Here is a 26,316-nt window from a genome sequence, read left to right on the forward strand (position 1 = left end):
ATCTTTTAAGGGAAAAATGGCAAAGAATCGCATCAAGCTGCTGGCCGCACTCGTGGCAGCAGGAATGTCCCTGGCTGCTTGCGGCTCCGCTGACGAGGGTGCGTCGAGCAACCAGTCCAGCAGCGACAGCACGATTTCCATCGAGGACAACAACGGCGAACTGCAGGTTCCGAAGAACCCGAAGTCCGTGGTTGCACTGGATAACCGCAGCTTCGAGATTCTCAACGAGTGGGGAGTGGAACTTTCCGCTGCTCCGAAGAAGCTGGTTCCGGCGACCGTCACCGACTACAAGGATGACGAGGAGATCAAGGATCTCGGCAACCACAAGGAGCCCGACTTCGAGGCTCTGGTGGCAGCCCAGCCGGACCTGGTGATCAGCGGCCAGCGCTTCAAGGACCGCGACGATGAGATCAAGGAACTGGTCCCGGATGCGGCCGTCGTGGAGCTGGAGCCCCGCGAGGATAAGCCGATGGACGAGGAGTTGATCCGCCAGATCACCACCCTGGGTGAAATCTTCGACAAGAAGGACGAAGCCGACAAGATGGTGCAGGACTTCAACGATGCGAAGGATCGCGCGAAGAAGGCCTACGACAAGCTGGATGGCGACAAGAAGGTCATGGCCGTCAACGTCTCCGGCGGCGAAATCGGCTACGTTGCGCCGCACATCGGCCGCGTGTGGGGTCCCGTGTTCGACTGGCTGGGCATGGACCCGGCACTGGAGGTCGACAACGCCTCCAGCAACCACGAGGGCGATGACATCTCCGTCGAGGCAATCGCAGATGCGAAGCCGGACTGGATGCTGGTGATGGACCGCGACGGTGCCATCAACGCGGACAAGCCGGATTACTCCCCGGCGGCAGACGTGATCAAGCGCGCCGATGCGCTGAAGGGTGTGCCGGCGCTGAAGGAGGATCGCGTGCTCGTGGCACCGCAGGATACGTACATCAACGAGTCGATCACGACCTACACCGAGATCCTGAACTCCCTGGCAGACGCCTTCGAAGGGAAGTAAAAAGCGCGAATACTGCGCACCGCCGTGCAGCACCGCGCATTGCCGCGGTACAGCACCGCACAACGCTATAGAAAGTGAATTGACCAGCTGGAATGACTGCTCAGAGCACTACGTCACCCGAGGTTCGCAATGAACCTCGGGTTGCGCGTACCCGGGGAAAACTCGTCGACTGGAAGTTCCTGGTCGCCGCAGCGGTTGTAGGGGCGCTTCTCGTCGGCAGTCTGTTGATCGGCGAATACGATGTTTTCAACGCGCAAGATGGCATCGACATGTTCTCCATCACCCGCGTCCCGCGCACCATCGCATTGGTGTTGGCGGGCGCGGCGATGGCTATGTGCGGACTGGTGATGCAGATGCTCACGCAGAACCGCTTCGTCTCACCGACCACCACCGGCACCACCGAATGGGCGGGTTTGGGCCTGCTGTTCGTGATGGTCGTCTTCCCCGGTGCGACTGTGATGGGGCGGATGGTCGGCGCCGTCGTGTTCTCCTTTGTCGGCGCGATGGTGTTCTTCTTCTTCCTGCAGCGCGTATCGCTGCGCTCCTCGCTGATCGTGCCGATCGTGGGAATCATGCTGGGCGCGGTCGTCTCTGCAGTCTCCACCTTTGTGGCACTGCAGACGGACATGCTGCAGCAGCTGGGCGTGTGGTTCGCCGGTAGCTTCACCTCGGTCTACAAGGGCCAGTACGAGGTGCTGTGGGTAGTGCTGTTGGTCGTGGTGGGCGTGTTCCTGCTGGCCGACCGTCTGACCCTGGCTGGTCTAGGCGAGGACTTCGCCACGAGTGTGGGCATGAACTACCGCCGGATCGTGCTGGTAGGCACCATCATGGTCGCCATCGCCGTGGGCGTGGTGACGGTCGTGGTCGGTAACCTGCCCTTCCTGGGGCTGATCGTGCCGAACATCGTCTCGATGATCCGCGGCGACGACCTGCGCAGTAACCTGCCGTGGGTGTGCCTGGTGGGCATCGCAACCGTCGCCGCCTGTGACCTGCTGGCCCGCACACTGATCTCGCCTTTCGAGATCCCCGTTTCCGTGGTGCTGGGCATCGTCGGCGCTGTGGTCTTTGTCGTGCTGATTGTGAGGAACCGCTAATGACGAACCAAACCCTCGAGCGGCTGGTGCCGCAGCGTTTGCTCTCGAGCACGCCCGGCCGCTCCTCAGGCGCGTTCCCCACGCAGTCGATGGCGGCGAAGTACTGGCTAGCCCTCGGCATCATCGTTGTCCTGGGCGCGGCTTCCGCGGTGGGGCTGCTGGCCTATGGCAACCCGATGCCCTTCGGCACGCGCGGCTTCTGGCTGCTGGCGGAGCGCCGCATGAACGCGGTAATCGCCATCGCCATCGTCGCGGTTGCCCAGGCTGTGGCCACGGTGGCCTTCCAGACGGTGACGAATAATCGCATCATCACCCCGTCAATCATGGGGTTCGAGTCGCTGTACGTGGCCATCCACACCTCCACCGTGTTCTTCCTGGGCGGCAGCGGTCTGGTGGAGGCCCGCACCATGACCACCTACATCATCCAGCTGGTGCTCATGGTCGGCTTCGCGCTGCTGCTGTATTCCTGGCTGCTCACCGGCAAGAACGCGAACATGCACGCGATGTTGCTGGTCGGCATTGTTATCGGGGCAGGTTTGGGGTCGGTGTCTACCTTCATGCAGCGCCTATTGACGCCCAGCGATTTCGACCTGCTGACCGCCCGCCTGTTCGGGTCGGTGAATAACGCGGAGCCGGAGTACTTTCCGATTTCTATCGTGCTGGTTGCCGTGGCCGCGGGCGCGCTGCTGTTGATGTCCCGCACTCTCAACGTGCTGGCCTTGGGGCCGGATGCGACAACGAACCTGGGTATTAACCACCGGGGCAAGTCGATCATGGTGCTCATCCTGGTCGCAGTCCTGATGGCTGTTTCTACCGCGCTGGTTGGCCCGATGGCCTTCCTGGGATTCTTGGTGGCCACGCTGGCCTACCAGTTCGCGGGCACCTCCGACCACCGCTACGTCTTCCCGATGGCCATTGCCACGGCCTTCTGCGTGCTGGCGGGCGCGTACTTCGTGATGAATCACATCTTCTACGCGCAAGGCGTGGTCTCGATCATCATTGAGCTGGTCGGCGGTACGGTGTTCCTCTACGTCATTCTTAGAAAGGGTCGACTGTGATCAAGCTGTCCGAAGTCACTAAGAAATATAGTGACGCCTCCGGCTCCGGAGCCAGCATCGGTCCGGCGAACCTGGAGATCCCCGCCGGGGGAGTGACCTCCCTGGTCGGCCCCAACGGCGCGGGCAAGTCCACCCTGCTCACCATGATGGGGCGACTGCTGGATCTGGACGAGGGCACCATCGAGGTCGCGGGCTTTGATGTGAGCACCACGAAGTCCAAGGACCTGGCGAAGGTGCTGTCGATCCTGCGGCAGGAGAACCACTTCGTCACCCGCCTGACGGTCCGACAGCTGGTGGGCTTCGGCCGCTTCCCGTACTCGAAGGGAAGGTTGACGCGGAAGGACGAGGAGATCATTTCCACCTATATCGACTTCTTCAACCTCCGCGAGCTGGAGAACCGCTATCTGGATCAGCTCTCCGGCGGGCAGCGGCAGCGCGCTTATGTGGCGATGGTGCTGTGCCAGGAGACCGACTATGTGCTGCTGGACGAGCCGCTGAACAACCTGGACATCGCCCACGCGGTGCAGATGATGAAGCACCTGCGCCGAGCGGCCTCGGAGTTTGGCCGCACCATCATTGTGGTGCTGCACGACATTAACTTCGCGGCGAAGTACTCGGACAACATCTGTGCCGTCAAGGACGGACAGATCGTGCGCTTCGGCACCCCGGAGGAGCTCATGACCGATGAGATTCTGACCGACATCTTTGACACCCCCGTGACCGTCGTCGACGGCCCCGATGGGCCGATGGCCTGCTACTTCTAAGCTCGCCGCACAACCTTGCCGTTGGTTGTCCGGCAGCGCCGCTAAAGTAGAAACCATGAGTGAAACCACCCCGCGCACCGACGAGCTACTGGCAACCGCTGAACCGGGCAGCATTGTGGATCTCCCCATCCCCGGCGCCTGGGCTTATGTGCCGAAGGTGCATGGCGACGAGCGCGGCAGTTTCCACGAAAGCTTCAAGGCGGAGGCTTTCGGCGAGAAGCTGGGCTACCCCTTCGAGGTGGCCCAGGGGAACCTTTCGCGCTCCTCCCGCAACGTGGTCCGGGGCATTCACTTGGCGGATGTGCCGCCGGGGCAGGCGAAGTTCGTCAGCTGCCTTTCCGGTGCGATTACGGATGTGTTGGTGGATGTGCGCGTGGGCTCGCCGACGTTCGGCCAGCACATCACCGTGGAGCTGTCTGCGGAGAATAACTTCAGCGTCTACGTGCCCCTGGGCGTGGGCCACGGATTCCGCGCACACACCGACCAGACGACCGTGAACTACCTGGTCACCGAGGCATACAACCCACAGAGGGAATACGGTATCGACCCGTTTGATGCGGAACTGGCTGTAGCCTGGGGCGTCACTAAGGAACAAGCCGTACTATCCACCAAGGACGATTCGGCGCCAAGCTTGAGCGAGGTGCGCGACCGTCTGCCCGAATACCGCGAGGTGCGGGCATGGGAGGCACAACTACGCGCCGACTGGGCCGAGGCGCTGCAGGCCGCCGACGAGTGGGAGCAGGCCGACTGATGAAGGGCATCATTCTGGCCGGGGGAACCGGCTCGCGGCTGTGGCCGATTACGCAGGGCATTTCCAAGCAACTGGTGCCCGTGTACGACAAGCCGATGATCTACTACCCGCTGACGACTCTGATGCTGGCGGGCATTCGCGACATCCTGGTGATCACCACGGGAGCGGATGCGCAGCAGTTCCGCGGGCTGCTGGGCGACGGCTCGCAGTTCGGCGTGCAGATCAGCTACGCGGTGCAGGACCAACCGAATGGCCTGGCGGAAGCCTTCATTGTGGGCGAGGACTTTATCGGCGACGACGCGGTGGCCCTGGTGCTGGGCGACAACATCTTCTACGGCACTGGCCTGGGCACCCAGCTGCGGCGCTTCCACAACCCCGACGGCGGGGCGATCTTCGCCTACTGGGTGGCCGAACCCGAGGCATACGGAGTGGTGGAGTTCGACCGCGAAGGCACGGCCCTGAGCTTGGCGGAAAAGCCCGCGGAGCCGAAGTCCAACTATGCAGTTCCCGGCCTGTACTTTTACTCCAATGACGTGGTGCGGATCGCCAAGTCGCTGGAACCCAGCGAGCGCGGCGAGCTGGAGATCACGGACATCAACCGCTGCTACCTGGCGGAGGGGCGCCTGCATGTGGAGGTGCTGCCGCGCGGTACCGCCTGGCTGGACACGGGAACGGTGGACGACCTGGCCGCCGCCGGCGACTTCGTCCGCGCTGTCGAGCAACGGCAGGGCCTGAAGATCAGCTGCCCGGAGGAAGTCGCGTGGCGCCTGGGCTACATTGACGATGTGGAGCTGGGGGAGTCCGCGCGCAAACTGGGCAAGAGCGCCTACGGTCAGTACCTCAGCGGGCTTCTGAAGCGTGGGAAAGAGCGGTAGACAAGTGGCTATTTCAATCGAGAGCATCCCAGAGATGGTGGCGCGCACCTGGCGCGACCTGGAATGGACCGGCCAGCGAGTGCCGAAGCAGGGGATCGACCACGCAGTATTGATCCTGGACGGGCTGCACTCAAAGGAGTATGAACTCAACGACATGCTTCCCGAGTCCGTCGTGGTGCGCGTGCCCTTCGAGAAGGAATACCGGGAACAGGCGATGCTGGAATCCTCGCTGATCGCGCAGCTCTTCCGCCGCACCAAGGTGCGGGTGCCGGGGACAGTACGGCAGGCTTACGCGCGGGGGACGTTCAACACCGCCGAGCCCGTGATGCTGACCATGCAGACCGAGCTGCTGGGCGAACCGCTGACCGCCGAGCTCTGGCAAACGCTGTCCACTAGCCAGCGCGCGTGGGTGGCCGAGCAGCTGGGCAGCCTGCTGGCCACGATGCACGCCTTCGACCCGGATGTGCTGCCGATGAGCCGCGTGGATTCCTGGTGGACCGACGGAGAGGCGACCAGCGAGTTGAACCACGCCCCGCGCACCCTGCCGGGCAAGTTGGAGCTGATGAAGTCCCGCACGGAAACGATCCTGGCCCCTCATCTGAGCGCTGCAGAGGCGGAGTTCGTGGAGCGCGTGTTTGCGCAGGTGGACGAGATGATCTCCCGTCCGGAGCAGCAGCGCGCTCTAACCCACGGGGAGCTGCACGAGGACCACATGCTGTGGAACGCCGAAGGCGGCGTGGGTGTGATCGACTTTTCCGACATGACCGTCGGCGATCCTGCCTTGGACTATGCGCACTTCGCGGGCATCGCCCCGGAGCTGCCGAAAATGGTTTACGAACAGGCTATTATCCAGCACGAGCAGCGCCGACAAGCCCCCGTTGTGCCGGGTGTGCCGCAGCCGATGCCGGGGCCACTGTACCGTGCGCCGGATGGTGGCCGCACTTCCGAGAGCGCCGAGGATACGGGCGTGCTGCGCCGCGCGGAGGTCTACAAGGACTGGGACAACATCTTCCTGCTTATCGACCACTACCGCACGGGCCGTTCGCCGCGCGTGGAGCTGCTCTAGCTATTCTCCGTCTTTTGGAGCGTCCGGGCCGTCCGAGTTCTCCGGACCATTCGGCCTCTGCTCGTCGCGGGTGTTCTCGCTGCGCTTGTCGCCGCGCGCCTCGCGTTGCTGCTGTTCACGGAGCTCCTGGCGGCGCTTCCGCTCGGCCTCTTCCGCGTCTTTGGCCTCCTGCGCGCGGCGCTTCTTGAAGCGCTCTTTCTCGATGTTCCACAGGAAGTCCGGGTCGTCGTCCGGCCCCTTGTGGCTTAGCCCTTCTTGTTTACTATTGACGCCCTTTCGCCTCAACGGCGACCCATTCCCCCAGGTCTGTGGACCGAATGCCTTCCACAGCAGCACGATGGTGACGATGATCAAGATGAGCAAAACAAGGCGACCCATGGCTTCCAGCATAGAGGATTCACCCGCGCTCACTTCCAGCCGGTGATTACCGGTTATCCAGGGGGTGAACGTAGTGTTGGGGGCGTGGCTAAAGATGATGTGAAGGCAAAGGACACGACGGAAGACAAGAACCCGTCGGTCGACAAGGGCAAGGCTGTACGCGACATTGCGCTCTACGGTTTCTTACGCCTGGTTTTGTTCCTGGTGCTGACGTTCATCATCCACATGGTTGTGGTGTTGCTGGGAATGGCGAACTACTTCCCGCTGCTGATCAGCATGACGTTGGCGCTGATCCTGGCTCTGCCGTTGTCGATGTTCATGTTCAAGGGCCTGCGGTTGCGGGTGACCCGGCAGGTGGCGGCGTGGGATGCCGATAGGCAGGCCCACAAGCAGGAGCTGCGTAACCAATTGCGCGAGCGCCTGGACGACTAAGGCGATTAAACTGACTGCCATGTATGGCAGACCCCAGGACGTTGTGGTGTGGGTAAACCCGCGAACACAGCGGGGCAAGCAGCTCGGCGGGCTGGCTATTGGCCTGCTCTTCGTTGCTCTCGTTGCGGGGTGCGTGGCCATGATGGTGGTCGAGAAGACTCTGATTCCGCTGGTAGCCCTCGCCCTGGTGGGGCTTGCGATGTTTGGCTGGTACACCAGCCAGCGACAGGTCAATGCGCGGGCTACTTCCAGTACGACGATCAACCCGGCGCTTGTCGTGGACGATTCGGGGGTGGGGGATGCAGCCATAAGAATCCCATGGAGCGACATTGCGCGGGTGAACGTGATCAGCACTCGTTACCAAAGTGCGGGGCCGGAGTCGGTGGGGCTCGGCCCCGAGCTTGCCGATCAGTGGACGCGCAGTGCCGGGGTCTTGGATGGGGAGTTTGCACTTCAGGTGGTGCTCCGCCCCGGTAGCCCCGGTCGCCCTGGCGTACCGACGCAGTCTGCGTTGGATGTGTACCGCATCCAATCGGTGCAGGTGGAGGCAGCAGTGCCGAGCTTGCCGCGAGGAATCTACGAGGTCGATGCGATCGGGGTGACCTTCAAGTTGGGCTCCGCCGTTCCCATGGCTTGGCGGGACGGCCTGACCCAGCAGATCGCGGACAATGTCCGATTCCACGGGGTGGACTTCGGCCCGGCTCCCGCGTAGCCCAAAGCTAGCTCTGCCTGGATCAGCAGGGGACTACCCAGCTTAGGCCAGCAGGGCGGCGGCAAACTCCAGTACCGACCACAGCAGCATTCCGCGGCCCAGCATGCCCAGCACGGGAATCAGCGCCCGGCCCTCCGCGCCGCCGGTCACCGGGCGGGCTGCCACCACGAATAGTGGAACCGCCAGCAGGGCGATAAGCCCCCACCAGTGGCCGATGCTGATGGCGATAGTGACGATTACCGCCAGGGAAACAAGCCCCACCCACAGGCGGCGGGTGTTTGCGTCCCCCAGGCGAACGGCCAGGGTGATCTTACCGGTGGCGGCGTCAGTAGGAATGTCCCGCAAGTTGTTGGCTAGGTTCACGGCGCTGGATAGGCTGCCGACGGCGATGGCCAGCAGCAGGCCGAGCCAGCTCACGCTGCCGGTCTGGGTGAATTCCGTTCCCAGCACCGCGACCAGGCCGAAGAACACGAACACCGCAACCTCGCCCAGACCTCGGTAGCCGTAGGGGTTCTTGCCGCCGGTGTAGAACCATGCGCCCGCGATGCAGGCTGCGCCGACGAGGACCAGCCACCAGGCGCTCAGCAAGCTTAATGCGATGCCGGCGACCGCTCCCACGCCGAAGGAGGCGAATGCCGCGTGCTTGACCCTCTTCGGCTCCACGAGTCCACTGCCGGTTAGGCGCAGTGGGCCGGAGCGGTCATCGTCCGTCCCCTTGATGCCATCGGAGTAGTCGTTGGCGTAGTTCACGCCGACGATCATCGCCAGGGCTACAACCCCGGCCAGTACGGCCCGCAGGGGGTTTGCCTCGCCCGCCAGGGTGGCCGCCGCGGTGCCAGCCAGCACCGGGGCAACGGCGTTTGCCCAGGTGTGCGGGCGCGCTCCCTCCAGCCACTGGGCCGGGGTCGCGCCGGGATACTGCCTGGGGGTGGAAGTCATGGTCCGCCTTTCTTGGGGCTCGCACTGGGGAGCGGCGCCCGCGAGTATGGGGTGCCGCAAACCTCTTCAGTCTAGTCCGTAGGCGCCGGGACCCAAGCTCGTAGGTGCTGGGGTGTGTAGGTGCCGGGGCGTTTACGAGTGCGGCTGCCCGTAGAGCTCGTCCAGCATCGCGGCGGCTTGCTGCCGGTCGGTCTTGCCCGGCCCAGTGGTCGGCATCTCGCGGATAGCCCAGGCACGCCTGGGAATCAGACTTGGCCCCGCCTGCCCGCGCATTGCCTCGCGCACCAGGTCGGTCACTTCGCGGGGGTGCTCGGCCGCGCCGTTGCCAGCCTCTCGCAGTACTACCAGCGCCCCGATTGACTCGCCGAACTCCGCGTACTTGGGATCCTCCACGCCTGCCGTAAAGGCAGCCTCGACTCCTGGAACCTGCTGGCAGATGGCCTTTTCCACCTCTTCTGGGAGCACCTTGTAGCCGCCGGTGTTGATGGCCCCGTCGGCGCGCCCGAGAATCCGCAGCGTGCCGCCTGACTCTTCGCCGCCGTCCACAACTCCGATGTCGGAAGTCACGAACTCACCTGCCACCGGAAACGCCTCCGCCGAATCCACGTTGCGATACCCGTCCGCCACCATCGGCCCGCTGATCCGCACGCGCCCGGCCCCGCGCTCGTCCGCGCCGTCGATCCGCACCTGCGCGCCCGGCAGGGGTTGGCCGTTGTACACCATCCCGCCCGCCGTCTCGCTGGAGCCGTAGGTCAGCGCGATCTGTGCTCCTTCCTCGGCCATCTTTTTTATGACGCCCTCACGCGCCGCCGCGCCACCCACCAGCACGCAGGCGTAGCGTTTCAGTGCTTTAACGGCGGCGGGGTCTTCAGCGATTCTTTCCAGCTGTGCGGGTACGAGGGAGGTGTAGAGGTCCACGTCCGGGTAGGTTTCCGCCAATGCTTCTGTGTCTGCGATGAAGCCCGCTGCGGTGAAGCGCGCGCCGGCGTGCGGGCGCTGAGCTTGCAGGTGCGCGGCGGCCAGGGGAGTGTAGCCCGCCCGCAGACTGCGTAGCATCACTTGCAGTCCTGCGATGTGATGGGCCGGAAGTGTGAGTAGCCACGCCCCCGGCTGCGCTTGATAATGGCGCTCAATGAAGGAGGCTGTGGCGTCCGCACTAGTGGCGAGCTGCTGCGACCCGAGCACCGCACCCTTCGGTGTGCCCGTGGAACCAGAGGTGCAGGCGATGAGTGTGCCGGGCGCCACCAGGTCTTTCTCCAAAGAACTCCCCGCGCGCATTTGTTCCGGCAGGTCGGGGCAAGTTTGTTGCCAATCTGCGGGGAGGGGAAGGATGGAGGTTTCCCCCGCGAGCAGCCGCTCTAGAGCCTCCAGGGAGGTGGCGAAAAGCTCGGGCGAGGCCGCGCTGATGACGGTCGGTTGAAGGGGGACGAGGGAAGAGTTTCCGGTCATGCTGACCAATGTACAAGCCGGCTCGGGCAGTCTGATCCGGTCATCTCCGGTTCGGGTAGCGAGAGTCTGAGGCTAGCTGGCCTCTAGGCCAAACTCCTGGACTCGTTTCACGGTGGATTCCAGCTCCGCCGGGCCGGGAAGACGCTTGTGTACGGCGAGGAAGCTGGCCTGCACGTCCTGGCGCGTAGCGGGAGTCTTTCCGGTGTCGATGAGGTAGGCGATGATGTCGAGGTAAGAGGGGCTGCGAGTATCCAAAGCGTTCAAAAAGGGGGTAGGGAGGTCACGGTTGGCTTCGAGGTAGATGCGGTACTCCTCGGGGAGGGGGAGCGCATCGGCGACATCGGGGGCATTGGTCGCGTCGGGGGCTGCCGGGTCGGGCCCCTCGGTGGTGTCGGTCGTCCAGAGCTTTGCTCGGAGCTGACTAAATGGGTTGAACATGATGCGCTCTCTCCTTCCTCAATATCCGTGGATTTGCAATATTAAAACATAGGGTAATCAACAATTGTTGGAAAAGTCAAGCATTTTTTCTACCCACCTTATTTGGGTTTAGAGAACTTAAAAACAAAACCCCGCGGAGGAGGGTTTCTGCCCTCCTGCGGGGTAGTGTGTGCTGCTCAGATGCAGGGCGTGGGTGGCCTGTGGCTTTTAGTCGCCACCGCCGCCATCTCCGCCGCCGTCTCCACCGCTGGAGCCGCTGTCCGAGCCGGAATCTGAACCGGAGCTGGAGAAGCCGCCAAAACTGTTGTTGTTGGAGGGGCCACCGCTCTGGTCGCTGTTCCACTGGGTGGTAGGGGCATCAGCGTCGCTGCCGTTCGTCATGCCCGCCGCACCGGCGCCACCGGCAACGCCAGCGGCGCCAGCACTGCCAGCGTTGTCCGTGCCACCGATGGTGTAGCCAGCGTAGCCGTCGTTTCCTCGATTGTTCCAGGGTTTACTGTTCTGGGACTTATTGCCCTGGTTGTTGCCCCAGAAGTTGGAACTCTGGTTGTTGGGGGCCTGCGCGGGCGAGCCCTGGAAATTAGAACCCTGGTAATTGGAGCCCTGGAAGTTAGAGCCCTGGTTGGCGGACCCATAGCTGCCGTACGGGCTCTGGCCAGTATTCGGAGCTGCATTCGGAGTTGCGTTCGGGGCTCCAGCCGCTCCGGCAGGCGCGGCTGCGGGAGTATAGCTATCGTTGGCCTCCTGCGCTGCCTTCTCCTTACGTTCCTTGCGGGCACGTACGGGCGTCATAAAGAGATAGTCCAAGCTAAAGCGACCCGAGCCGGATGCGGCCAGGGCGAGGCCCGCCGCGCCCAGAACCCCGACGAGCTCCCAGCCGCCATCGGCGACGAAGACACCCTTGCCCCAGTGAGCGAAGCCAAAAGCGAAGGCCATTTGGATAAACAGCAGTGGGCCGACGATCCGGACCAGCAGGCCGAGGATCAGCAGCACGCCCGCGGCGAGCTCGAAGTAGGTGGCGATCTGCGCGGAAGCGTTTGGCCACGGCACGCTCATGGACTCGAAGGATTGTGCCGTGCCGTCGATAGTCCAGGAATCGTACTTCTGCCAACCGTGGGCGATCAGCACGATGCCCACGAGGATGCGGGAAATCGTGATGCAAACATCTTTAAAAATATTCATGTCGCTAACGCTACCAACTTAGCGGTGGCATGGCCGGGCTTGTGGCAGGTCAATCTGCTACAGATAGAGGCCAGAGCCACCATGAATCATTCCGAACCTCAGACCCTGATCGTGAGCGACTCACAGGCGGATCGTCGCCTGGATAAGTACATCCGCTCGCAGGTCAAGGGCGTACCCGCCACGGTGCTGTTCCGCCTGATGCGCACCAAGCAGATCACCGTCAACGGCGCCAAGTGCAAACCCGACCAGCGCACCGTTGCCGGCGACAAGGTTCGCTTGCCCGCCCTGGAAGTCGCCGCGGAGAAACCGACGCCAACGGGGGATCGCAAGGCGGCGGAACAATTGGCCCGCAGGCTGTCCCGGCATATCGTTTTTGAAGACGGCGACCTGCTCGTTGTGAATAAGCCCGCCAACATCGCCGTGCACGTGGGCAGCGGGGTCAAGGCTGGGGTGATCGAGGCGCTGCGCGTGTTACGGCCGAAGGAAAAGGAACTAGAGCTGGCGCACCGGCTTGATAAGGAAACCTCCGGGCTACTGATAGTAGCCAAGAACTCGAAGATGCTGCGGCACCTGCAGGAGCTCCTGCGTACCGGCGGGGAGGACATCCAGCGCTACTACCTGGCGGTGGTTGCCGGTGGGGTGAAAGGGACCGGCAGGCAGCCGCAACGGATAGAGGTGCCACTGCGCAAAACCGGGGCGGCCACGGTAGTGGACCGTCGCGCCGGGCAGCGGGCGGAAACGAAGATGTGGGTGAAGAAACCGTGGGGAACTGCGGGCACCCTTGTGGAGGTGCAGCTGCTGACAGGGCGCAAGCACCAGATCCGCGTTCACCTGCAGCACCTGGGCCACCCGATCATCGGGGACTCTCGCTACGGGAACCCCGCCGCTAACCGGGCGGCCGGGGAGAAGGGGGTGCGGATGCTGATGCTGCACGCCTGCAGGCTGGTGGTGCCGCTGCCGGATGGCGAGGTGCTGGATGTGCACGCCCCGATGCCCCCGGCGTGGAATAAGCTGCGCGGCTAGTGGAGGGGTGTTCATACCCAATCAATTTTGCCCCCAAAAGTGGCTAGGTTTACTTATCTTATTGATGCCTCAGCCTTGTTGGGATTTAATGCCTTTGAGGGTGGAGTTGCTGCCCCGATGTTGATAAGAGGCAAGGAGATCGCGGTGTGCGTTGCTAACTTTCCTATGAGGTTGAGTTCCGACGCATGAAACTGTCAATAGAAGAACTGAGCTTCTCGTATAGGAAGATCTTTGGTAAGAAGCCAGTGTTGCGCTCCATTACTGGAACTTTTAATGAAGGTGTTACGGGTATCTTGGGGCCGAATGGTTCCGGTAAGAGTACCTTGCTGAATATTGTCACTGGTCGGTTGAAATCCCCGAAGGGTTCGGTCTACCTGGTGACAGAGCATGGGCGGAAAACGATGGATGAGTATCAGAGAAACTCTTCCATTGGCTACTTACCGCAGCGTTTCACGTTTGTTCCCGGGATGTGTGTCAAAGACACTGTTGAATATGTTGGATGGGTTAATGGTCTAACGGGGAAGCAACTTAATCGTGCCGTGGAAAATTCGCTTGATGTTGTTCGTCTGAATGAGCAGCAAGTGCTGAAGGCTGGTGCGCTCTCGGGTGGACAACGGCAACGGCTTGGACTCGCGTGCGTTCTTGTACACGAGCCGGAGGTAATGATTCTCGACGAGCCCACTACGGGGTTGGATCCGGAATCGAGAATGCTAATGCGGAAATGCATTGCCGACGCTGCTAGCGATGACAGGCTTGTCCTTATTTCTACCCACCATATGGAAGATCTTCGGTATCTGGCTGATGATGTATGGGTCATAGCAGAGGGGCAGCTCCTGTACTCCGGGTCGCTCGAGGGTATGGGAGAGGGTCTTGCTACCAGCGATGACCTTCGATATGGAACTGAGTTTGAAGCTGGATACTCGGACTTGGTTCAGAGCCTGCGATCCCAGAATGGGGAGGGTCCGAAGCATGATTAGATTGTATGCTCGGTCTTCCCTCGGTTGGATCATGCTTGCGGGTGCCGTTGTAATTACCTTAACGGAAGTCCTCTTTCAACTTGAGTTGTTGAAGGCTCCCTATCAGCAGTGGGGTCTTATTGAGTCGAACTTGTCGAACTCACTTGTCGTTGTGATGCCACTCGTAGGCGGGATAGCTGCGGTGCTGCAAGTCCTCGGGCACTCTCCGGGGCGGATAAGCACTATGGCAGGAACTCGAGTTAGCCCTTACGGGCAGTCTATCTGGACAACATTAACGTGGTTAGCGGTGTCTATAGTTAGCGTTGTTGCCGTACTGCTTATCTGCTTCGGATTTGCTATTGCAACAGCTGGGGGTGGAACACCGGAGTTTAAACTGTACCTGGCCATCTTAGGGTCGATTGTTTTTTCGGTGTTTGTTGGTCATGTCATTGGCTACCTTTCTGCTGATCTGAAAGTATCCCTGATTGTGGTTGCCCTTCTCGCAGTGCTTCCCATGTCTGCAGTTAATGGATTTTCGACCTTGCGGTTTATTCCGATACTTCCGGCTGAGAAGCTACCTAGTTTCATTTATTCAGATAGTTGGCTGAACCGGCAATTACTGTTGGGGCTTGTCTTTATAGTGATCTTGGTTTTTGCTCTCTATAGTGCTGGCGCTACGAGGTCTCGGGGTGTCATTTCTAGAGTGACTATGTCCTTGGCTGCCCCCATTGCCGTGTTTATCATTGCTTTGGTTTCGCCTGCCGACCCCGTGGAGGTTTTTGAGTATTCTGCCTCTGCCAGAGAAAAACAGGTCTGTGAGGTAGTCGGTGAGCGCACAGTGTGTGTGCACGAGGAGAATCAGCCCGAATTAGCAAGAATTAGAACCTCGCTCAATGCAGTCGATGATGTTGCAGGGAGGTCGAGGGCGGGTTTCTATGAAATGAAAGATTCGTCCCTGGTAGATACAGCGAAGCCTTTGCCTTTTGGCGTTGGAATTGTAGAGCTTAAGCCTGGTCAAGGATCTCGTTTTGGTGCTTTATTGATCGAAGCTATTTCCGGGGTTCTAGTGTGTGGACCGGAATCCTCCGAGTCTGCTGTCAACACTTCTTTCGAAGTTAACGACTGGCTGTTGTCCAGGGTTCCCGTCACGGCCCGTGAAACTTTTAGTAGCGAACCAGACCTTCCTAAAGAGCGACAGTTTAATGACGTTCAGATGGAAATGATCGTGCAGGAACACAGTAAAGAACTGAGTACCTGCAGTTATTCTGGCGGTACCAATGCAGCTTCTTAAGTACGGTTGGCAGACCCGAAGGCTGGGTTGGGTTGTGGGGGCCTCCCTCCTGGCAGTGTTTGCAGTTGTCTTGGTTGGCGATGGTGGATTTCAAGTGAACTGGGACACGGTATATGAGCCTAAATACGTGCTCTACATGGAGTTGGTCTTCCTACTTTTGAGTACTGTGGCGGCAGTTTTGATTGAACCTCTAAGTGCTCAATGGGAAGGCAGTTCCTTTCGTGCACGAGGGGTTGCATTGTTTTCCCTGTGCGTCACCTTCGTGGGTATATGGCTTGTGGCGGCGGTGGCAATGGGCCAGCTATTGAGAATTTACCCTGCCAACATCGTAGTGTTGATGATGCTGACAAGCAGCACCCTTGTAGCATCGGTGACTCTCGGGTTATCACCGTGGATTGGTCCCTACTGGGCGGGAGTTAGCTCCCTGGGCTTCTATGCGGCTTGTATCGCAATTCAGGGGTTTATGCCTGCCTACCGTTCTTTAGTCCCTCTAGCGGACTCTCGGCTGATACCCGCGCCCACGGAGCCGCATGTCGTACTCACTTCAGTTCTTGCTTTGCTGCTGTGCGTCCTGAGTCATTGGACGACAGGCGGGCTTCGCCAAGGGCGCAGAATTGTCAAAGAAGACTTGTCTTAGAGAGCCCCGGACTGCCTTGGTTAGTAGTAGTACGGGAAGTCGTCCCAGTTCGGCTCGCGCTTCTCTAAGAAGGCATCCTTGCCTTCTACGGCCTCGTCGGTCATGTAGGCCAGGCGCGTAGCCTCACCTGCGAAGACCTGCTGGCCCATCAACCCATCGTCGGTTAGGTTGAAGGCGAACTTCAGCATGCGCTGCGCGGTGGGGGACTTGGTGTTGATCTTGCGGCCCCATTCGATGGCGGTGTCCTCCAGATCCGCGTGATCCACCACCCGGTTGACGGCACCCATCTGGTGCATCGTTTCAGCGTCGATGGCCTCGCCGAGGAAGAAGATCTCGCGGGCAAACTTCTGGCCCACCTGCTTGGCCAGGTACGCGGAGCCATAGCCTGCGTCGAAGGAACCGACGTCGGCGTCCGTTTGCTTGAACTTCGCGTGCTCGCGGGAGGCCAGGGTCAGGTCGCACACGACGTGCAGGCTGTGTCCGCCACCGGCAGCCCAGCCGTTGACCAGGCAGATCACAACCTTCGGCATCGTGCGGATCAGGCGCTGCACCTCCAGGATGTGCAGGCGGCCGCCCTCCACCTTCGCACGAGCCTCGTCCACTCCTTCTGCGCCAGCGGCGGCGACGTCCGAATCGTGGCTGGTGGCGTACTGATAACCGGAACGGCCGCGGATGCGCTGGTCGCCGCCGGAGCAAAACGCCCAGCCGCCGTCCTTCGGGGAAGGCCCGTTACCGGTCAGCAGGATGGTGCCCACGTCCGGGGTGCGGCGCGCATGGTCCAGTGCCCGGTACAGCTCATCGACGGTGTGCGGGCGGAAGGCATTGCGGACCTCGGGGCGGTCGAAGGCGATGCGCACGATGCCGTTGGCGCGCCCCTCGCCGACGTGGCGGTGGTAGGTGATGTCCGTGAAGCTGTCTACGCCCGGCACATCGACCGGGCGCCACAGCTCGGGGTTGAAGGGGTTGTTGCTGGAATCAGTCATGCCCGCCATTCTATCGGCCGGCCGCTTTTGGCAAGGTAGGAAGTATGAACAGTTCCGCCCCGTCTTCTCACTTGTCTTTCCCGCTGCCGTCGCTCGCCGAGTTACTCGAGCGCGCGGACGTGGTTGCCCTGCCGATGCGGGTGCCCTTCCGTGGCGTGACTGTACGCGAGGCCCTTCTTATTGACGCCCCGTCCCAGTGGGCCGAGTTCGCACCCTTCCCGGAATACGAGCCGGCCGAGGCTTCCCTGTGGCTGCGTTCGGCGATCCAGTACGGCTATGGAACTAGCGGTTCAGTCCCCACTGACGAGTGGGTGGCCGTCAACGCGACCATCCCCGCGGTGGACGTAGACGCCCAACCGGGGATCATCGGCGAGCTCATGGCACGCTACCCGGGCTGCACCACTGTGAAGGTCAAAGTCGCGGAGAAGACCGCCCTGGCCAACGACCCGGCCGCCAGCATGCGCCAGGACGTTCAGCGCGTCCGTGCGGTTCGGCAGTGGTATGCGGACCAGGGGATTCGTGCCCCGAAGATCCGTATGGACGCCAACGGTGGCTGGACAGTTCAGCAAGCCCTGGAGGTCGTAGAAACCCTCGCCGCCGACGGTCCGCTGGATTATGTGGAGCAGCCCTGCCGCACCGTCGCCGAGCTGGCGGAGGTGCGCCAGAGCCTCATGCGGCGGGGATTGTTTGTGCGCGTTGCTGCCGACGAGGCCATCCGTAAGAGCGCGGATCCGATCACAGCGGTCAAGGAGGTTACCGACGCGGGGGCGTGCGACGTTGCCGTGCTCAAGGTGCCGCCGCTCGGGGGCGTGGATCAGCTCCGCCGGGTGGCCAGCGAGGTCGCGCAACGCGGCGTGTCCATCACGGTGAGTTCGGCTCTGGATACCGCAGTGGGCCTCGGCGCGGGTTTGCAGGCCGCCGCCAGCCTGGTGCACATCGACGACGACGGCATGGTCGCTGAACCCAACGCCGCCGGGTTGGCCACCGGCACGCTCTTTGAACACGACCTCGCAGAGCGGCGGATCGTCGATGGTCGCATGCACACCGGCGCTGTAACCCCCGATGCCGACCGGCTGGCGGAGTTCCGCCTTACCGGCAAGCGGCGTGATTGGTGGCTGGACCGCCTGCGTGCGGCTTATAGCTACCTAGCGGGCGGAAGGTAGATTGTGGAACTGTGACTAACGCTGATAGTTCTTCCCAGGATTCTGGTACACACTCCGCCGCGCTGACTAGCCCCATTGCAGTGCGTGCGGGGTTGGTGCTGGTTGACCAGCTGATTCGCAGCGGTGTGCGCGAGGCAGTGCTGTGCCCCGGCTCGCGGAACTCGCCGCTGAACCTGGCGTTCGTGGAAGCGGAAAGGGTCGGGCGGGTGCGCCTGCACGTCCGCACCGACGAGCGTTCGGCAGCCTTTTTGGCGCTGGGACTGGCGAAGGTATCGCGCCAGCCGGTGCCGGTCGTCATGACTTCCGGGACGGCCGTGGCCAACTGCCTGCCGGCCATGGTGGAGGCCACGCTTTCCGGCGTGCCACTGGTTGTGCTCTCGGCGAACCGGCCGCTCTCCATGCTGGGCTCGGGGGCGAACCAGACCATCGACCAGGCGGAGATCTTCGGTAGCCATTCGGTGTGCACCCTGAACACTGGCGAACTGGCGCTGGAAGGCGCCGCTGCAGGTGCCGCAGGGGAGCTCCGCGACCTGGTGCGCAAGCTAATTGCTGCAGCAACAGATCCCATCGACGGCGGTGGAGCCCACCTGGACGTGCCGCTGCGGGAACCGCTCGTGCCGCCGACGCTGGACGAGCTATCGCTGTGGGCGGGCGAAATCGCCGCTGCTGAAGACGCTGCTGAAGATGCGGCAACGACCGAGGGGGCGCACGACTCGCACGCGCCAGGTCAGCCCGCCCGTGGCTCCCGGAAGCTGCCCTATGGCCAGGTCGAGGTGGACCTCTCCCGCCGCACGCTCGTCATCGCGGGCTCCGTCAGCGACGTCGCCTGGGCGCGCTCGATCATGGACGAGCTAGCGGACGTGCCGACGATCGCGGAACCCGTCGCGCCCGCACCCGACTTCCCCGTGCACAGCGCGGCCGTAGACATGTTCAGTGCCCAGGTCGTCAGCGACGGTGAACACTCGGCGGTCACCACCCCGGAACAGATCGTGGTGATCGGTCGGCCAACCCTCCACCGTGGCGTCACAAAGCTTCTGGCCAACAAGGACATCAACGTCATCGCCCTCAGCGACACCCGTAACGTCACCGATGTTTTCGACAATGTTGATGAGGTCGGCAGCACCGTCCGGCCGCGCGGCGAGCAGCCGGAAAGTTGGCTGCAGGTCGCCCGCGCCATCAGCGACATGGGCGTGAATCAGGTCCGCGACGGGTTGGCCGAGCGCGAACCGTTCACCGCGGTGCATGCTGTGGCCGTTGTTGCGGACGCCCTGCGCGACGGGGACCTCCTGGTACTAGGGGCGTCTACGGCGGTGCGGGATGCCTCCCGCGCCGGGCTGCCTTTCGACGGCGTGCAGGCGATCGCCAACCGTGGGGCGGCGGGGATCGACGGGACTATCTCCACCGCCGTGGGCGCGGCGATGGCGCACGCCCACGCCGACCCGACTGCGATCCGCGCGCCGCGCACCATCGCCGTGATGGGGGATCTGACATTCGCCCACGACCTCGGCGGGCTGAACATCGGGCCGCTCGAGCCGCGCCCCGACAACCTGCTGATCGTGCTGACCAACGATAGTGGCGGCGGGATCTTCGAAACCCTCGAGCCCGGTGCCGAGCACTTGCGCACCTTCGCCGACGGCACCGCTGCCTTCGAGCGGGTCTTCGGCACGCCACTGGACCTGGACTTTGCGGAACTTTGCGCCGGGTTCGGGGTGGAACACAAGCTGGCTACTAGCGTGGAAGAACTCGCCACAGCCATCGACGAGCACGCCGAAATCGGTGGCAACGGGATCACGGTGCTGGAAGTGAAGGTGAGCAGGCGTGGGCGTCAAGAAATAGAAGAAAGAATTGCGGGTAAGCGATGAATCGCACAGTAGATCCTGCGAGGAGCGACGAGCTCACCCCGAAACAAATCCGCACGGCACGCAGGCTGCGGCGCGCGAAGCAAACCGTTATCGCCTTGGCGGGGCTGGTGATGCTGGTGTGCGGTGGGATGATCGTGACCTCTGCGATGGATGACTTTGCGATCTCGCGAGACAAAGCCGAAGCGACGGCGGAGGTGGTCTCGGTACAGACGCTGCGGACCACCGTGCGCTTCCGCGACGCAGACGGCAACTTCCAGCAGCCCGAGGAGGGGCTAAAGTACCCTTCTGGCCTGGTGGAGGGGCAGAACGTGCGCGTCGAATACCAAGTCAGCGACCCCGAGAATGTAAAGGTGCAGGGGAGGGGATGGACGTTGGCTTTCCTGCCGGCACTATCGTCCATGGCCGTAGGGCTGGGCGTGTGTGCCATGCTGATGCTGCTGATCCGACGCTGGCAGAAGAAAAACAAACTTTGAGTAGCGAAAGTAACCTTTTGTTTCCCTAGACTTGTTAATGTTTTTACCCAGACGAAACGCGGGCGTGAACTACAAAAGGGAAGCTGAAGGGTATGCGAGTTGCAATTGTTGCCGAGAGCTTTCTGCCGAACGTAAACGGCGTGGTTAATTCCGTGCTTCGAGTGCTGGAGCACCTGCGTGCCAACGGGCACGAAGCGCTAGTAATTGCCCCGGGGGCAACGAATGGGCAGGAGGAAATTGCGACCTACGAGGGATACCGCATCGCCCGCGTGCCCGCCGTGGATGTGCCGGGCATTAACTCCCTGCCGATCGGCGTGCCGATGCCGAGCGTGTACACGGAGCTGAAGAAGTTCCAGCCAGACGTGGTTCACTTGGCCAGCCCCTTCGTCCTCGGCGGCGCGGGCGCCGTGGCGGCGCGGGCACTGAAGCTGCCTTGCGTGGCAATCTTCCAGACCGACGTGGCGGGCTTCGCCAACAACTACAAGATGAAGTTCCTGTCCAAGATGGCTTGGCGCTGGGTGCGCGTCATGCACAACATGTGCGCCATGACGCTTGCCCCGAGCTCCGTGACGATGCGCGAGCTGGAAGAAAACCGGGTGCGGGGCGTGGCGCACTGGGGTCGCGGCGTGGATACGCAACGCTTCCACCCCTCCAAGCGTTCCGACGAGCTGCGCCGCGAATGGCTGCTAGAGGGCGAGAAGAAGCGCGGCAACGTAGGCGAGGCCGCCGACCTGGAGGGCCGCCGCACCATCGTCGGCTTCGTCGGCCGTCTGGCCGCCGAGAAGTCCGTGGAGCGCATGGCTGCCCTGAACGGTCGGGACGACGTGCAGCTGGTGATCGTCGGCGACGGCCCGGAGATGGATGACCTCAAGTCCCGGATGCCCACCGCAGTATTTACCGGCGGGCTGTACGGCGAGGACCTGGCTCACGCCTTCGCTAGCCTGGACATTTTCGTTCACACCGGCCAGTACGAGACCTTCTGCCAGGCGATCCAGGAGGCCCAGGCTTCCCGCGTAGCGACCATCGGCCCGGCGGCCGGTGGCCCCATCGACCTCATCAAGCCGGGGCACAACGGCTACCTGCTAAACGTCGAGAACTTCGAGGCCGAGCTGGTCGAGGCAGTGGACACCATCCTCGCTGGGGACGTGGATACCTACCGCGACAACGCCTTCGAGGGCGTGCAGAACAAGAGCTGGTCCAGCCTGTGCGACCAGCTGCTCGGCTACTACCGCCAGGCCATCGCACAGGGCGGCAAGGCGGCCCCGCGCAAGGGCTCGCAGCGCGACTTCACGGGGGTGCGCGAAGTGCCCCGTCCCGCAACTGAGGAGACCACCGAGGAGACCACCGCCCAGGCCACCGTTGAGACTTCGGCCGAGCCTGCCCCGCAGGTCAGCTCCGAGGCCGCGGCCGACTCCGCTGCGCAGGTCGGCACTGAGCCCGCCGCTAAGTAAACGAAGCGCCCGCGCTAAGATGTGAGTCGTGTCTCGGGCAAGTTTGGAAAAGAAGCCGCATGAAGTCGCGTCGATGTTCGACGCGGTGGGCAAGAACTACGACCTCACCAACACGGTGTTGAGCTTCGGCCAGGATCGCTATTGGCGCATCCGCACCCGCAAGCGCCTCGATTTAAAGCCCGGCGACCTGGTGCTCGACCTCGCCGCGGGCACGGGCGTATCCACCGAAGAGTTCGCCCGCACGGGCGCCACCTGCATCGCTTGCGACTTCTCCTTCGGCATGCTCGCCGCCGGCTCCCACCGCAATGTGCCGATGGTGTGCGCGGACGGAACGAACCTGCCCTTCGCCGACGCGACTTTCGACGCGGTGACGATCAACTACGGCCTGCGGAACATCGTGGATTTCCGCGCCGGCCTACGCGAAATGGCGCGCGTGACGAAGCCCGGCGGCAAGCTCGCCGTGGCGGAGTTCTCCACCCCCGTCATTCCGATTTTCAAGACGGTGTATAAGGAATACTTGATGCGCGCCCTGCCGAAGGTTGCGAAGGTGGTTAGCTCCAACGCGGACGCCTACGAGTATCTCGCCGAATCTATCCGCGCCTGGCCCGACCAGGAGGAACTCGCTGCGGAGATCCGTGACTGCGGTTGGCGAGAGGTCGGTTGGCAGAACCTCACCGGCGGAATCGTGGCGCTTCACAGCGCGATCCGCGACTAACTGGAACTCATCCGCACGCGGCCAGTAGCGGCGGTTACTTCCGCGCCGCGAACGGTTCGTCGATCGGCGCGAGGTTCACAACCTTCCCAGCACCCCGCCACAGCCTGGCAGCCACGTCGCGGTCGGCAGGGCTCACGAGGTTCCCCATCAGGCGCGTCGCCACTCCCATCACGCGGTTCGCCAGCGGCCCGCGCATGCCCAGCGGTCCGAGTGCGCTCATTAGCCCCGGCATCGTCAGAACCACCGCCAGCCGCCGTGCCAGCCCGAACGCCTCGCCGTAGTGTTTCTGCAGCTGGTTCGTCCATTCTGGCTCCATGCCGGCGCCGTTGTGGCCCTTTATTTTGGACGCCCACTTCTCCGGCCCGCCCCACTGATCAGCCAACAACCGGACCAACAGCTCGGCGGACTCCAAGGCGTAGTCGATGCCCTCGCCGTTCAGCGGATTAACCAGGGCGGCGGTGTCTCCGATGGCGGCCCAGTTGGGGCCAGCCACGCGGCTGACGGCCCCGCCCATCGGCAGGAGGGCGGAGGTGATGGATTCCGGCTCTCCCTCGATGGCCCATTCGCCGCTGACCTGGCGCGCGTAGTCGCGCAGCAGCTTCTTGGTGTTCACCTTGGCGGGGCGCTTGGTGGTGGCCAGCACTCCGCAGCCGAGGTTCGCTTTGCCGATGCCTTCGGCCGGGCCGCGATCCGCTCCTTCGGCCGGATTGCCCAGGGGGAACACCCACCCGTAGCCCGGCTGTGCGGTTCCGGAAGCGTCGTTGAGTTCCAGGTGCGAGTGGATCCACGGCTCGTCGCCGAAGGGGGTGCTGATGTAACTGCGGGCCGCAATGCCGTGGACCAGCCCCTTATCCCACTGCACGCCCAGCTTGCGGGCAATGCCGCTGCGAACGCCCTCGGCCAGGACGAAGAAGCGCGCACGGATCTTCACAGGCGCGGATGAACCTTGCACGCCCTCACCGGTGCGAGTGCCCGCGACCTCGCTGAGTTGCTGGGTTACTGGGTCCGAGGTGGCGTCATTAATCTTCGCTTGGATAAAACGAGCACCCGCAGCGATAGCGATTCCGGCGAGGGCGGCATCCAGGCGCGTGCGGGGGATGGCCGAGCCGCGTTGCGGGAAGTTTCCTGAAGGCCACGGCGCGGTGATGGAACCGCCGAAGCCGTGCAGCTTGAGCCCTCGAATGTACGGGGCGCCGTCGAGGAGGTGGAGCGCGCCCATCGACTCCAGGGAGGCGACGGCGCGTGGGGTGAGGCCATCGCCGCAGGTCTTATCGCGGCCGACCGGGAGGAGGCTGGGTGCAGTGCCCGGCACAGAACCCGGCACGTCGGCCATGTCCACCATCACCACGTCCAGGCCGGCGCGGGCGGCGTGAAAAGCAGCGGCGGAACCAGCCGGGCCTGCTCCGATGACGGCGAGATCGCACTCGATGCCGAGGGGGCCAGCGTTGAAAGTTTCAGAAGCGGGGGGATTCATCGACACCCATTGTTCCACGGGGTGGGGAAGGGCTGGCGGGGAGGTCGAGGCGTAGATCGCACGTGCGTTAAACACTGCCACGTTAATCGACTAAAGTGTCGGTAGACATGTAAAAGACCGCATGTGAAACACCACATGCGCAGTTCAAGAGGAAAAGTCGAGGCTGACCACGGACATGCCAAGTGCCACACCCCGTAAACCGGCGCTCCCTGACGTGGGGGACGCGCAACTAAACGAGGCCTTGGGCCAGTCGATGCAGCAGGTTGAACAGCTGCTGAAGGATCGGCTGTCGGTTGGCGAATCCTTCCTCACCGACAAGATCAGCCACCTTTTCGAGGCAGGCGGCAAGCGCTTCCGCGTGATGTTTGCCCTGCTGGCGGCTCATTACGGTGAGAAGCCAACCGCGCAGGAAGTAAACGAGGCAGCTGCCGTGGTGGAACTGACCCACCTCGCAACGCTGTACCACGACGACGTGATGGACGAGTCCGACCAGCGCCGCGGTGCGGAATCCGCGAACAAGCGCTGGAACAACTCCGTGGCGATTCTGGCGGGCGACTACCTATTCGCCATCGCCAGCGAAATAATGGCAACGCTCGGCGCCCAGACGGTGCAGCACTTCGCGGAGACCTTCCAGGAGCTGGTGACCGGCCAGATGCGGGAGACCATTGGCGCCCGCGATGGGGAGGACGAGATCGAGCACTACCTGACCGTCATCCAGGAGAAGACGGGCGTACTCATCGCCTCGGCGGGCTGGCTCGGCGCACTGCACAGTGGCGCTTCCGAGGAGCACCGCGAGGCACTGTTTCGTTTCGGCCGCAACGTCGGCCAGATCTTCCAGATCGTCGACGACATCATCGACATTTGGGCCGACCCGGAGGTCTCTGGCAAGCAGCCTGGCACGGACTTGCGCGAGGGTGTGTTCACCCTGCCGGTTCTTTATGCAATGCAGCAGGATGACGCCACAGGGGCGCGACTGCGCGAGATCCTCACCGGACCTGTCACGGATGATGCCTTGGTGGACGAGGCGCTGGAGCTTATCCGTGGGTCCGAAGGCCGTGAGAAGTCCTTTGAGGTTGTGCGCCGCTACCGCCATTACGGCGAGGATGAGCTGGCCAAGCTGCCCGAGAACCAGGTGACTCAGGCGCTGCGCCACTTGATGGACTTCGCCTTGGAGCGCCTGGGATAGCTGTCGGAGTGGCCTCGGAGCTTGCGGGGCGCGCAGAGTCGCTTCCGGTGGGCTGCTTGAGCTGGCGATTTGCATAAGTTGGGGCTACTCGTAGTAGAGTTACCAGCGCACCGAATGGTGCATGCCAGATTGCCCGAGCGGCCAAAGGGAGCGGACTGTAAATCCGCCGGCTCTGCCTTCGTTGGTTCGAATCCATCATCTGGCACAGCGCCAAATGGCAAAACAACAACCCGGTGGTTGCTTCCCTGTACGGGAGGTGGCCACCGGGTTTTGCTGTTCTCAGTGCGAGAGTTGGGCATGAGGTAGCGGGGAGGCTGCACGGTGGGATGTCGTTAGATCGGGAAAACGTCACCAAGTCTTGCAAGACCGTGCATAGGTCAACTCTCTGACCTGTGTGTATGTGAAGGTGAGAACGATGTGCACTAACGAATTCCCGTTCTAGCGACACTCAACCCAACGGATAGCGACATTCAGTGGGCTGTTGAGGGGCTGGAGGCTAAGTTGGCGAGAGGCTGGCCTAAGCGCATTGAAGACGTTGGAATGCAGAGTGATTGGAAGCTATAAAACCCGCCCCTGAACTGCCGATTTGTGTAAAGTATCGCCGGGTGGTTAAGCTAACTCAGGCTTCAAGCGATGCGGTTAAAACAAATCCGCTGCGTTAATGAAGTGATGCCCCCTTAGCTCAGTCGGCAGAGCGTTTCCATGGTAAGGAAAAGGTCGACGGTTCGATTCCGTCAGGGGGCTCTGTCATTTTATGCGCCCCGTCACGCGACGTTAGACACAGACCGTTGGCGGTCCGTAGCAAAGTGGCGACGATGGCGGTGTAGCTCAGCTGGTTAGAGCGCACGACTCATAATCGTGAGGTCGAGGGATCGAGTCCCTCCACCGCTACAAAATAAGATCAAGACCACCCGGTGATGTGAACTGCTCCCCATTAGTTGGACTGAGAAAT

The 26,316-nt window shown here is 62.5% G+C and carries 25 protein-coding genes and 3 tRNA genes; 21 read left to right on the forward strand and 7 right to left on the reverse strand.

Annotated elements, in window-relative coordinates:
* The first annotated feature begins 16 nt into the window (after nt 1-16).
* The 7 genes from HMPREF3166_RS05450 (at nt 17) to HMPREF3166_RS05480 (ending at nt 6,620) form a co-directional block, all read left to right on the forward strand.
* Entirely contained in the window at nt 17-1,012 is a 996-nt protein-coding gene (locus HMPREF3166_RS05450) for a siderophore ABC transporter substrate-binding protein (protein WP_049048907.1), read from the forward strand.
* Between the two features lie 92 nt (nt 1,013-1,104).
* The gene (locus HMPREF3166_RS05455; RefSeq protein ID WP_035002979.1) at nt 1,105-2,106 is read left to right on the forward strand and encodes an ABC transporter permease; all 1,002 of its coding nucleotides are present in this window, start codon (nt 1,105-1,107) and stop codon (nt 2,104-2,106) included.
* Entirely contained in the window at nt 2,106-3,164 is a 1,059-nt protein-coding gene (locus tag HMPREF3166_RS05460; protein ID WP_070488054.1) for an iron chelate uptake ABC transporter family permease subunit, read from the forward strand. The genes HMPREF3166_RS05455 and HMPREF3166_RS05460 overlap by 1 nt, the downstream gene beginning before the upstream one ends.
* Nucleotides 3,161-3,928 (forward strand): iron ABC transporter ATP-binding protein, encoded by a 768-nt coding sequence (locus HMPREF3166_RS05465; protein WP_011274197.1) that lies wholly within the window; start codon nt 3,161-3,163, stop codon nt 3,926-3,928. The genes HMPREF3166_RS05460 and HMPREF3166_RS05465 overlap by 4 nt, the downstream gene beginning before the upstream one ends.
* A gap of 55 nt (nt 3,929-3,983) precedes the next feature.
* On the forward strand, nt 3,984-4,679 hold the full coding sequence (gene rfbC, locus HMPREF3166_RS05470) for a dTDP-4-dehydrorhamnose 3,5-epimerase (protein WP_070488056.1): 696 nt from the start codon (nt 3,984-3,986) through the stop codon (nt 4,677-4,679).
* Nucleotides 4,679-5,554 carry a glucose-1-phosphate thymidylyltransferase RfbA gene (gene rfbA / locus HMPREF3166_RS05475; RefSeq protein WP_049048912.1) on the forward strand — a complete coding sequence of 292 codons (876 nt, stop codon included), beginning with the start codon at nt 4,679-4,681 and terminating at the stop codon, nt 5,552-5,554. Before rfbC ends, rfbA begins: the two co-directional genes overlap by 1 nt.
* A 4-nt stretch (nt 5,555-5,558) precedes the next feature.
* Nucleotides 5,559-6,620, forward strand: coding sequence for a phosphotransferase family protein (locus HMPREF3166_RS05480; protein WP_049048914.1), 1,062 nt, complete (start codon nt 5,559-5,561; stop codon nt 6,618-6,620).
* On the opposite strand, the gene HMPREF3166_RS05485 is transcribed toward HMPREF3166_RS05480, so the two are convergent.
* Nucleotides 6,621-6,998 carry a hypothetical protein gene (locus HMPREF3166_RS05485; RefSeq protein ID WP_246816935.1) on the reverse strand — a complete coding sequence of 126 codons (378 nt, stop codon included), beginning with the start codon at nt 6,996-6,998 and terminating at the stop codon, nt 6,621-6,623. It lies immediately after the preceding gene.
* Nucleotides 6,999-7,082: 84 nt separating this feature from the next.
* Here HMPREF3166_RS05485 and HMPREF3166_RS05490 point away from each other — a divergent pair, with 84 nt between their 5' ends.
* Both HMPREF3166_RS05490 and HMPREF3166_RS05495 read left to right on the forward strand, forming a co-directional pair.
* Nucleotides 7,083-7,430, forward strand: a complete 348-nt coding sequence (locus tag HMPREF3166_RS05490) for a DUF4229 domain-containing protein (protein WP_005292092.1) — start codon at nt 7,083-7,085, stop codon at nt 7,428-7,430.
* Nucleotides 7,431-7,449: 19 nt separating this feature from the next.
* Nucleotides 7,450-8,142: a hypothetical protein gene (locus HMPREF3166_RS05495; protein ID WP_035002990.1), complete on the forward strand. Its 693-nt coding sequence runs from the start codon at nt 7,450-7,452 to the stop codon at nt 8,140-8,142.
* Between the two features lie 42 nt (nt 8,143-8,184).
* Here the strand turns inward: HMPREF3166_RS05495 and HMPREF3166_RS05500 are convergent, their stop codons facing one another.
* The 4 genes from HMPREF3166_RS05500 to HMPREF3166_RS05515 form a co-directional block, all read right to left on the reverse strand.
* Nucleotides 8,185-9,081: a 1,4-dihydroxy-2-naphthoate polyprenyltransferase gene (locus HMPREF3166_RS05500; protein ID WP_070488060.1), complete on the reverse strand. Its 897-nt coding sequence runs from the start codon at nt 9,079-9,081 to the stop codon at nt 8,185-8,187.
* Nucleotides 9,082-9,213: 132 nt separating this feature from the next.
* The gene (locus HMPREF3166_RS05505) at nt 9,214-10,530 is read right to left on the reverse strand and encodes an AMP-binding protein (RefSeq protein WP_070488062.1); all 1,317 of its coding nucleotides are present in this window, start codon (nt 10,528-10,530) and stop codon (nt 9,214-9,216) included.
* A gap of 72 nt (nt 10,531-10,602) precedes the next feature.
* The gene (locus tag HMPREF3166_RS05510; RefSeq protein ID WP_070488064.1) at nt 10,603-10,968 is read right to left on the reverse strand and encodes a hypothetical protein; all 366 of its coding nucleotides are present in this window, start codon (nt 10,966-10,968) and stop codon (nt 10,603-10,605) included.
* Between the two features lie 207 nt (nt 10,969-11,175).
* Complete coding sequence (locus tag HMPREF3166_RS05515; protein ID WP_070488066.1) at nt 11,176-12,150, reverse strand: DoxX family protein; 975 nt, start codon at nt 12,148-12,150, stop codon at nt 11,176-11,178.
* Nucleotides 12,151-12,231: 81 nt separating this feature from the next.
* Between HMPREF3166_RS05515 and HMPREF3166_RS05520 the strand changes: the two genes are divergently transcribed.
* The 3 genes from HMPREF3166_RS05520 (at nt 12,232) to HMPREF3166_RS05530 (ending at nt 15,420) form a co-directional block, all read left to right on the forward strand.
* Nucleotides 12,232-13,173 carry an RluA family pseudouridine synthase gene (locus HMPREF3166_RS05520; RefSeq protein WP_049048926.1) on the forward strand — a complete coding sequence of 314 codons (942 nt, stop codon included), beginning with the start codon at nt 12,232-12,234 and terminating at the stop codon, nt 13,171-13,173.
* A 185-nt stretch (nt 13,174-13,358) separates the two neighbouring features.
* Nucleotides 13,359-14,150, forward strand: coding sequence for an ATP-binding cassette domain-containing protein (locus HMPREF3166_RS05525; RefSeq protein WP_049048927.1), 792 nt, complete (start codon nt 13,359-13,361; stop codon nt 14,148-14,150).
* Nucleotides 14,143-15,420, forward strand: a complete 1,278-nt coding sequence (locus HMPREF3166_RS05530; RefSeq protein ID WP_049048929.1) for an ABC transporter permease — start codon at nt 14,143-14,145, stop codon at nt 15,418-15,420. The genes HMPREF3166_RS05525 and HMPREF3166_RS05530 overlap by 8 nt, the downstream gene beginning before the upstream one ends.
* 657 nt (nt 15,421-16,077) lie before the next feature.
* On the opposite strand, the gene HMPREF3166_RS05540 is transcribed toward HMPREF3166_RS05530, so the two are convergent.
* Nucleotides 16,078-17,040, reverse strand: coding sequence for a 1,4-dihydroxy-2-naphthoyl-CoA synthase (locus HMPREF3166_RS05540; protein ID WP_070488070.1), 963 nt, complete (start codon nt 17,038-17,040; stop codon nt 16,078-16,080).
* Between the two features lie 44 nt (nt 17,041-17,084).
* On the opposite strand from HMPREF3166_RS05540, the gene HMPREF3166_RS05545 reads away from it, so the two are divergent.
* The 5 genes from HMPREF3166_RS05545 (at nt 17,085) to HMPREF3166_RS05565 (ending at nt 22,704) form a co-directional block, all read left to right on the forward strand.
* On the forward strand, nt 17,085-18,203 hold the full coding sequence (locus HMPREF3166_RS05545; protein WP_070488072.1) for an o-succinylbenzoate synthase: 1,119 nt from the start codon (nt 17,085-17,087) through the stop codon (nt 18,201-18,203).
* An 11-nt stretch (nt 18,204-18,214) separates the two neighbouring features.
* Entirely contained in the window at nt 18,215-20,065 is a 1,851-nt protein-coding gene (menD, locus tag HMPREF3166_RS05550; RefSeq protein WP_070488073.1) for a 2-succinyl-5-enolpyruvyl-6-hydroxy-3-cyclohexene-1-carboxylic-acid synthase, read from the forward strand.
* Complete coding sequence (locus HMPREF3166_RS05555) at nt 20,062-20,538, forward strand: DUF3592 domain-containing protein (protein ID WP_070488075.1); 477 nt, start codon at nt 20,062-20,064, stop codon at nt 20,536-20,538. The genes menD and HMPREF3166_RS05555 overlap by 4 nt, the downstream gene beginning before the upstream one ends.
* Nucleotides 20,539-20,630: 92 nt before the next feature.
* A complete protein-coding gene (locus HMPREF3166_RS05560) occupies nt 20,631-21,989 on the forward strand; it encodes a glycosyltransferase family 4 protein (protein ID WP_070488077.1) in 1,359 nt (452 codons plus the stop codon).
* A 28-nt stretch (nt 21,990-22,017) separates the two neighbouring features.
* Nucleotides 22,018-22,704 (forward strand): demethylmenaquinone methyltransferase, encoded by a 687-nt coding sequence (locus HMPREF3166_RS05565; protein ID WP_070488079.1) that lies wholly within the window; start codon nt 22,018-22,020, stop codon nt 22,702-22,704.
* A 34-nt stretch (nt 22,705-22,738) separates the two neighbouring features.
* Here the strand turns inward: HMPREF3166_RS05565 and HMPREF3166_RS05570 are convergent, their stop codons facing one another.
* Nucleotides 22,739-24,178 carry a geranylgeranyl reductase family protein gene (locus HMPREF3166_RS05570; protein WP_070488081.1) on the reverse strand — a complete coding sequence of 480 codons (1,440 nt, stop codon included), beginning with the start codon at nt 24,176-24,178 and terminating at the stop codon, nt 22,739-22,741.
* 175 nt (nt 24,179-24,353) lie between these two features.
* Between HMPREF3166_RS05570 and HMPREF3166_RS05575 the strand changes: the two genes are divergently transcribed.
* The 4 genes from HMPREF3166_RS05575 (at nt 24,354) to HMPREF3166_RS05590 (ending at nt 26,255) form a co-directional block, all read left to right on the forward strand.
* Complete coding sequence (locus HMPREF3166_RS05575) at nt 24,354-25,364, forward strand: polyprenyl synthetase family protein (RefSeq protein WP_070488083.1); 1,011 nt, start codon at nt 24,354-24,356, stop codon at nt 25,362-25,364.
* A gap of 123 nt (nt 25,365-25,487) precedes the next feature.
* Nucleotides 25,488-25,569: transfer RNA gene (locus HMPREF3166_RS05580), tRNA-Tyr, on the forward strand.
* A gap of 466 nt (nt 25,570-26,035) precedes the next feature.
* Nucleotides 26,036-26,108: transfer RNA gene (locus HMPREF3166_RS05585), tRNA-Thr, on the forward strand.
* A gap of 73 nt (nt 26,109-26,181) precedes the next feature.
* Nucleotides 26,182-26,255: transfer RNA gene (locus tag HMPREF3166_RS05590), tRNA-Met, on the forward strand.
* Nucleotides 26,256-26,316: the final 61 nt, after the last annotated feature.

This window comes from Corynebacterium sp. HMSC08A12 (assembly GCF_001807485.1).
In the GTDB taxonomy this organism is placed as follows: Bacteria; Actinomycetota; Actinomycetes; order Mycobacteriales; family Mycobacteriaceae; genus Corynebacterium; species Corynebacterium evansiae.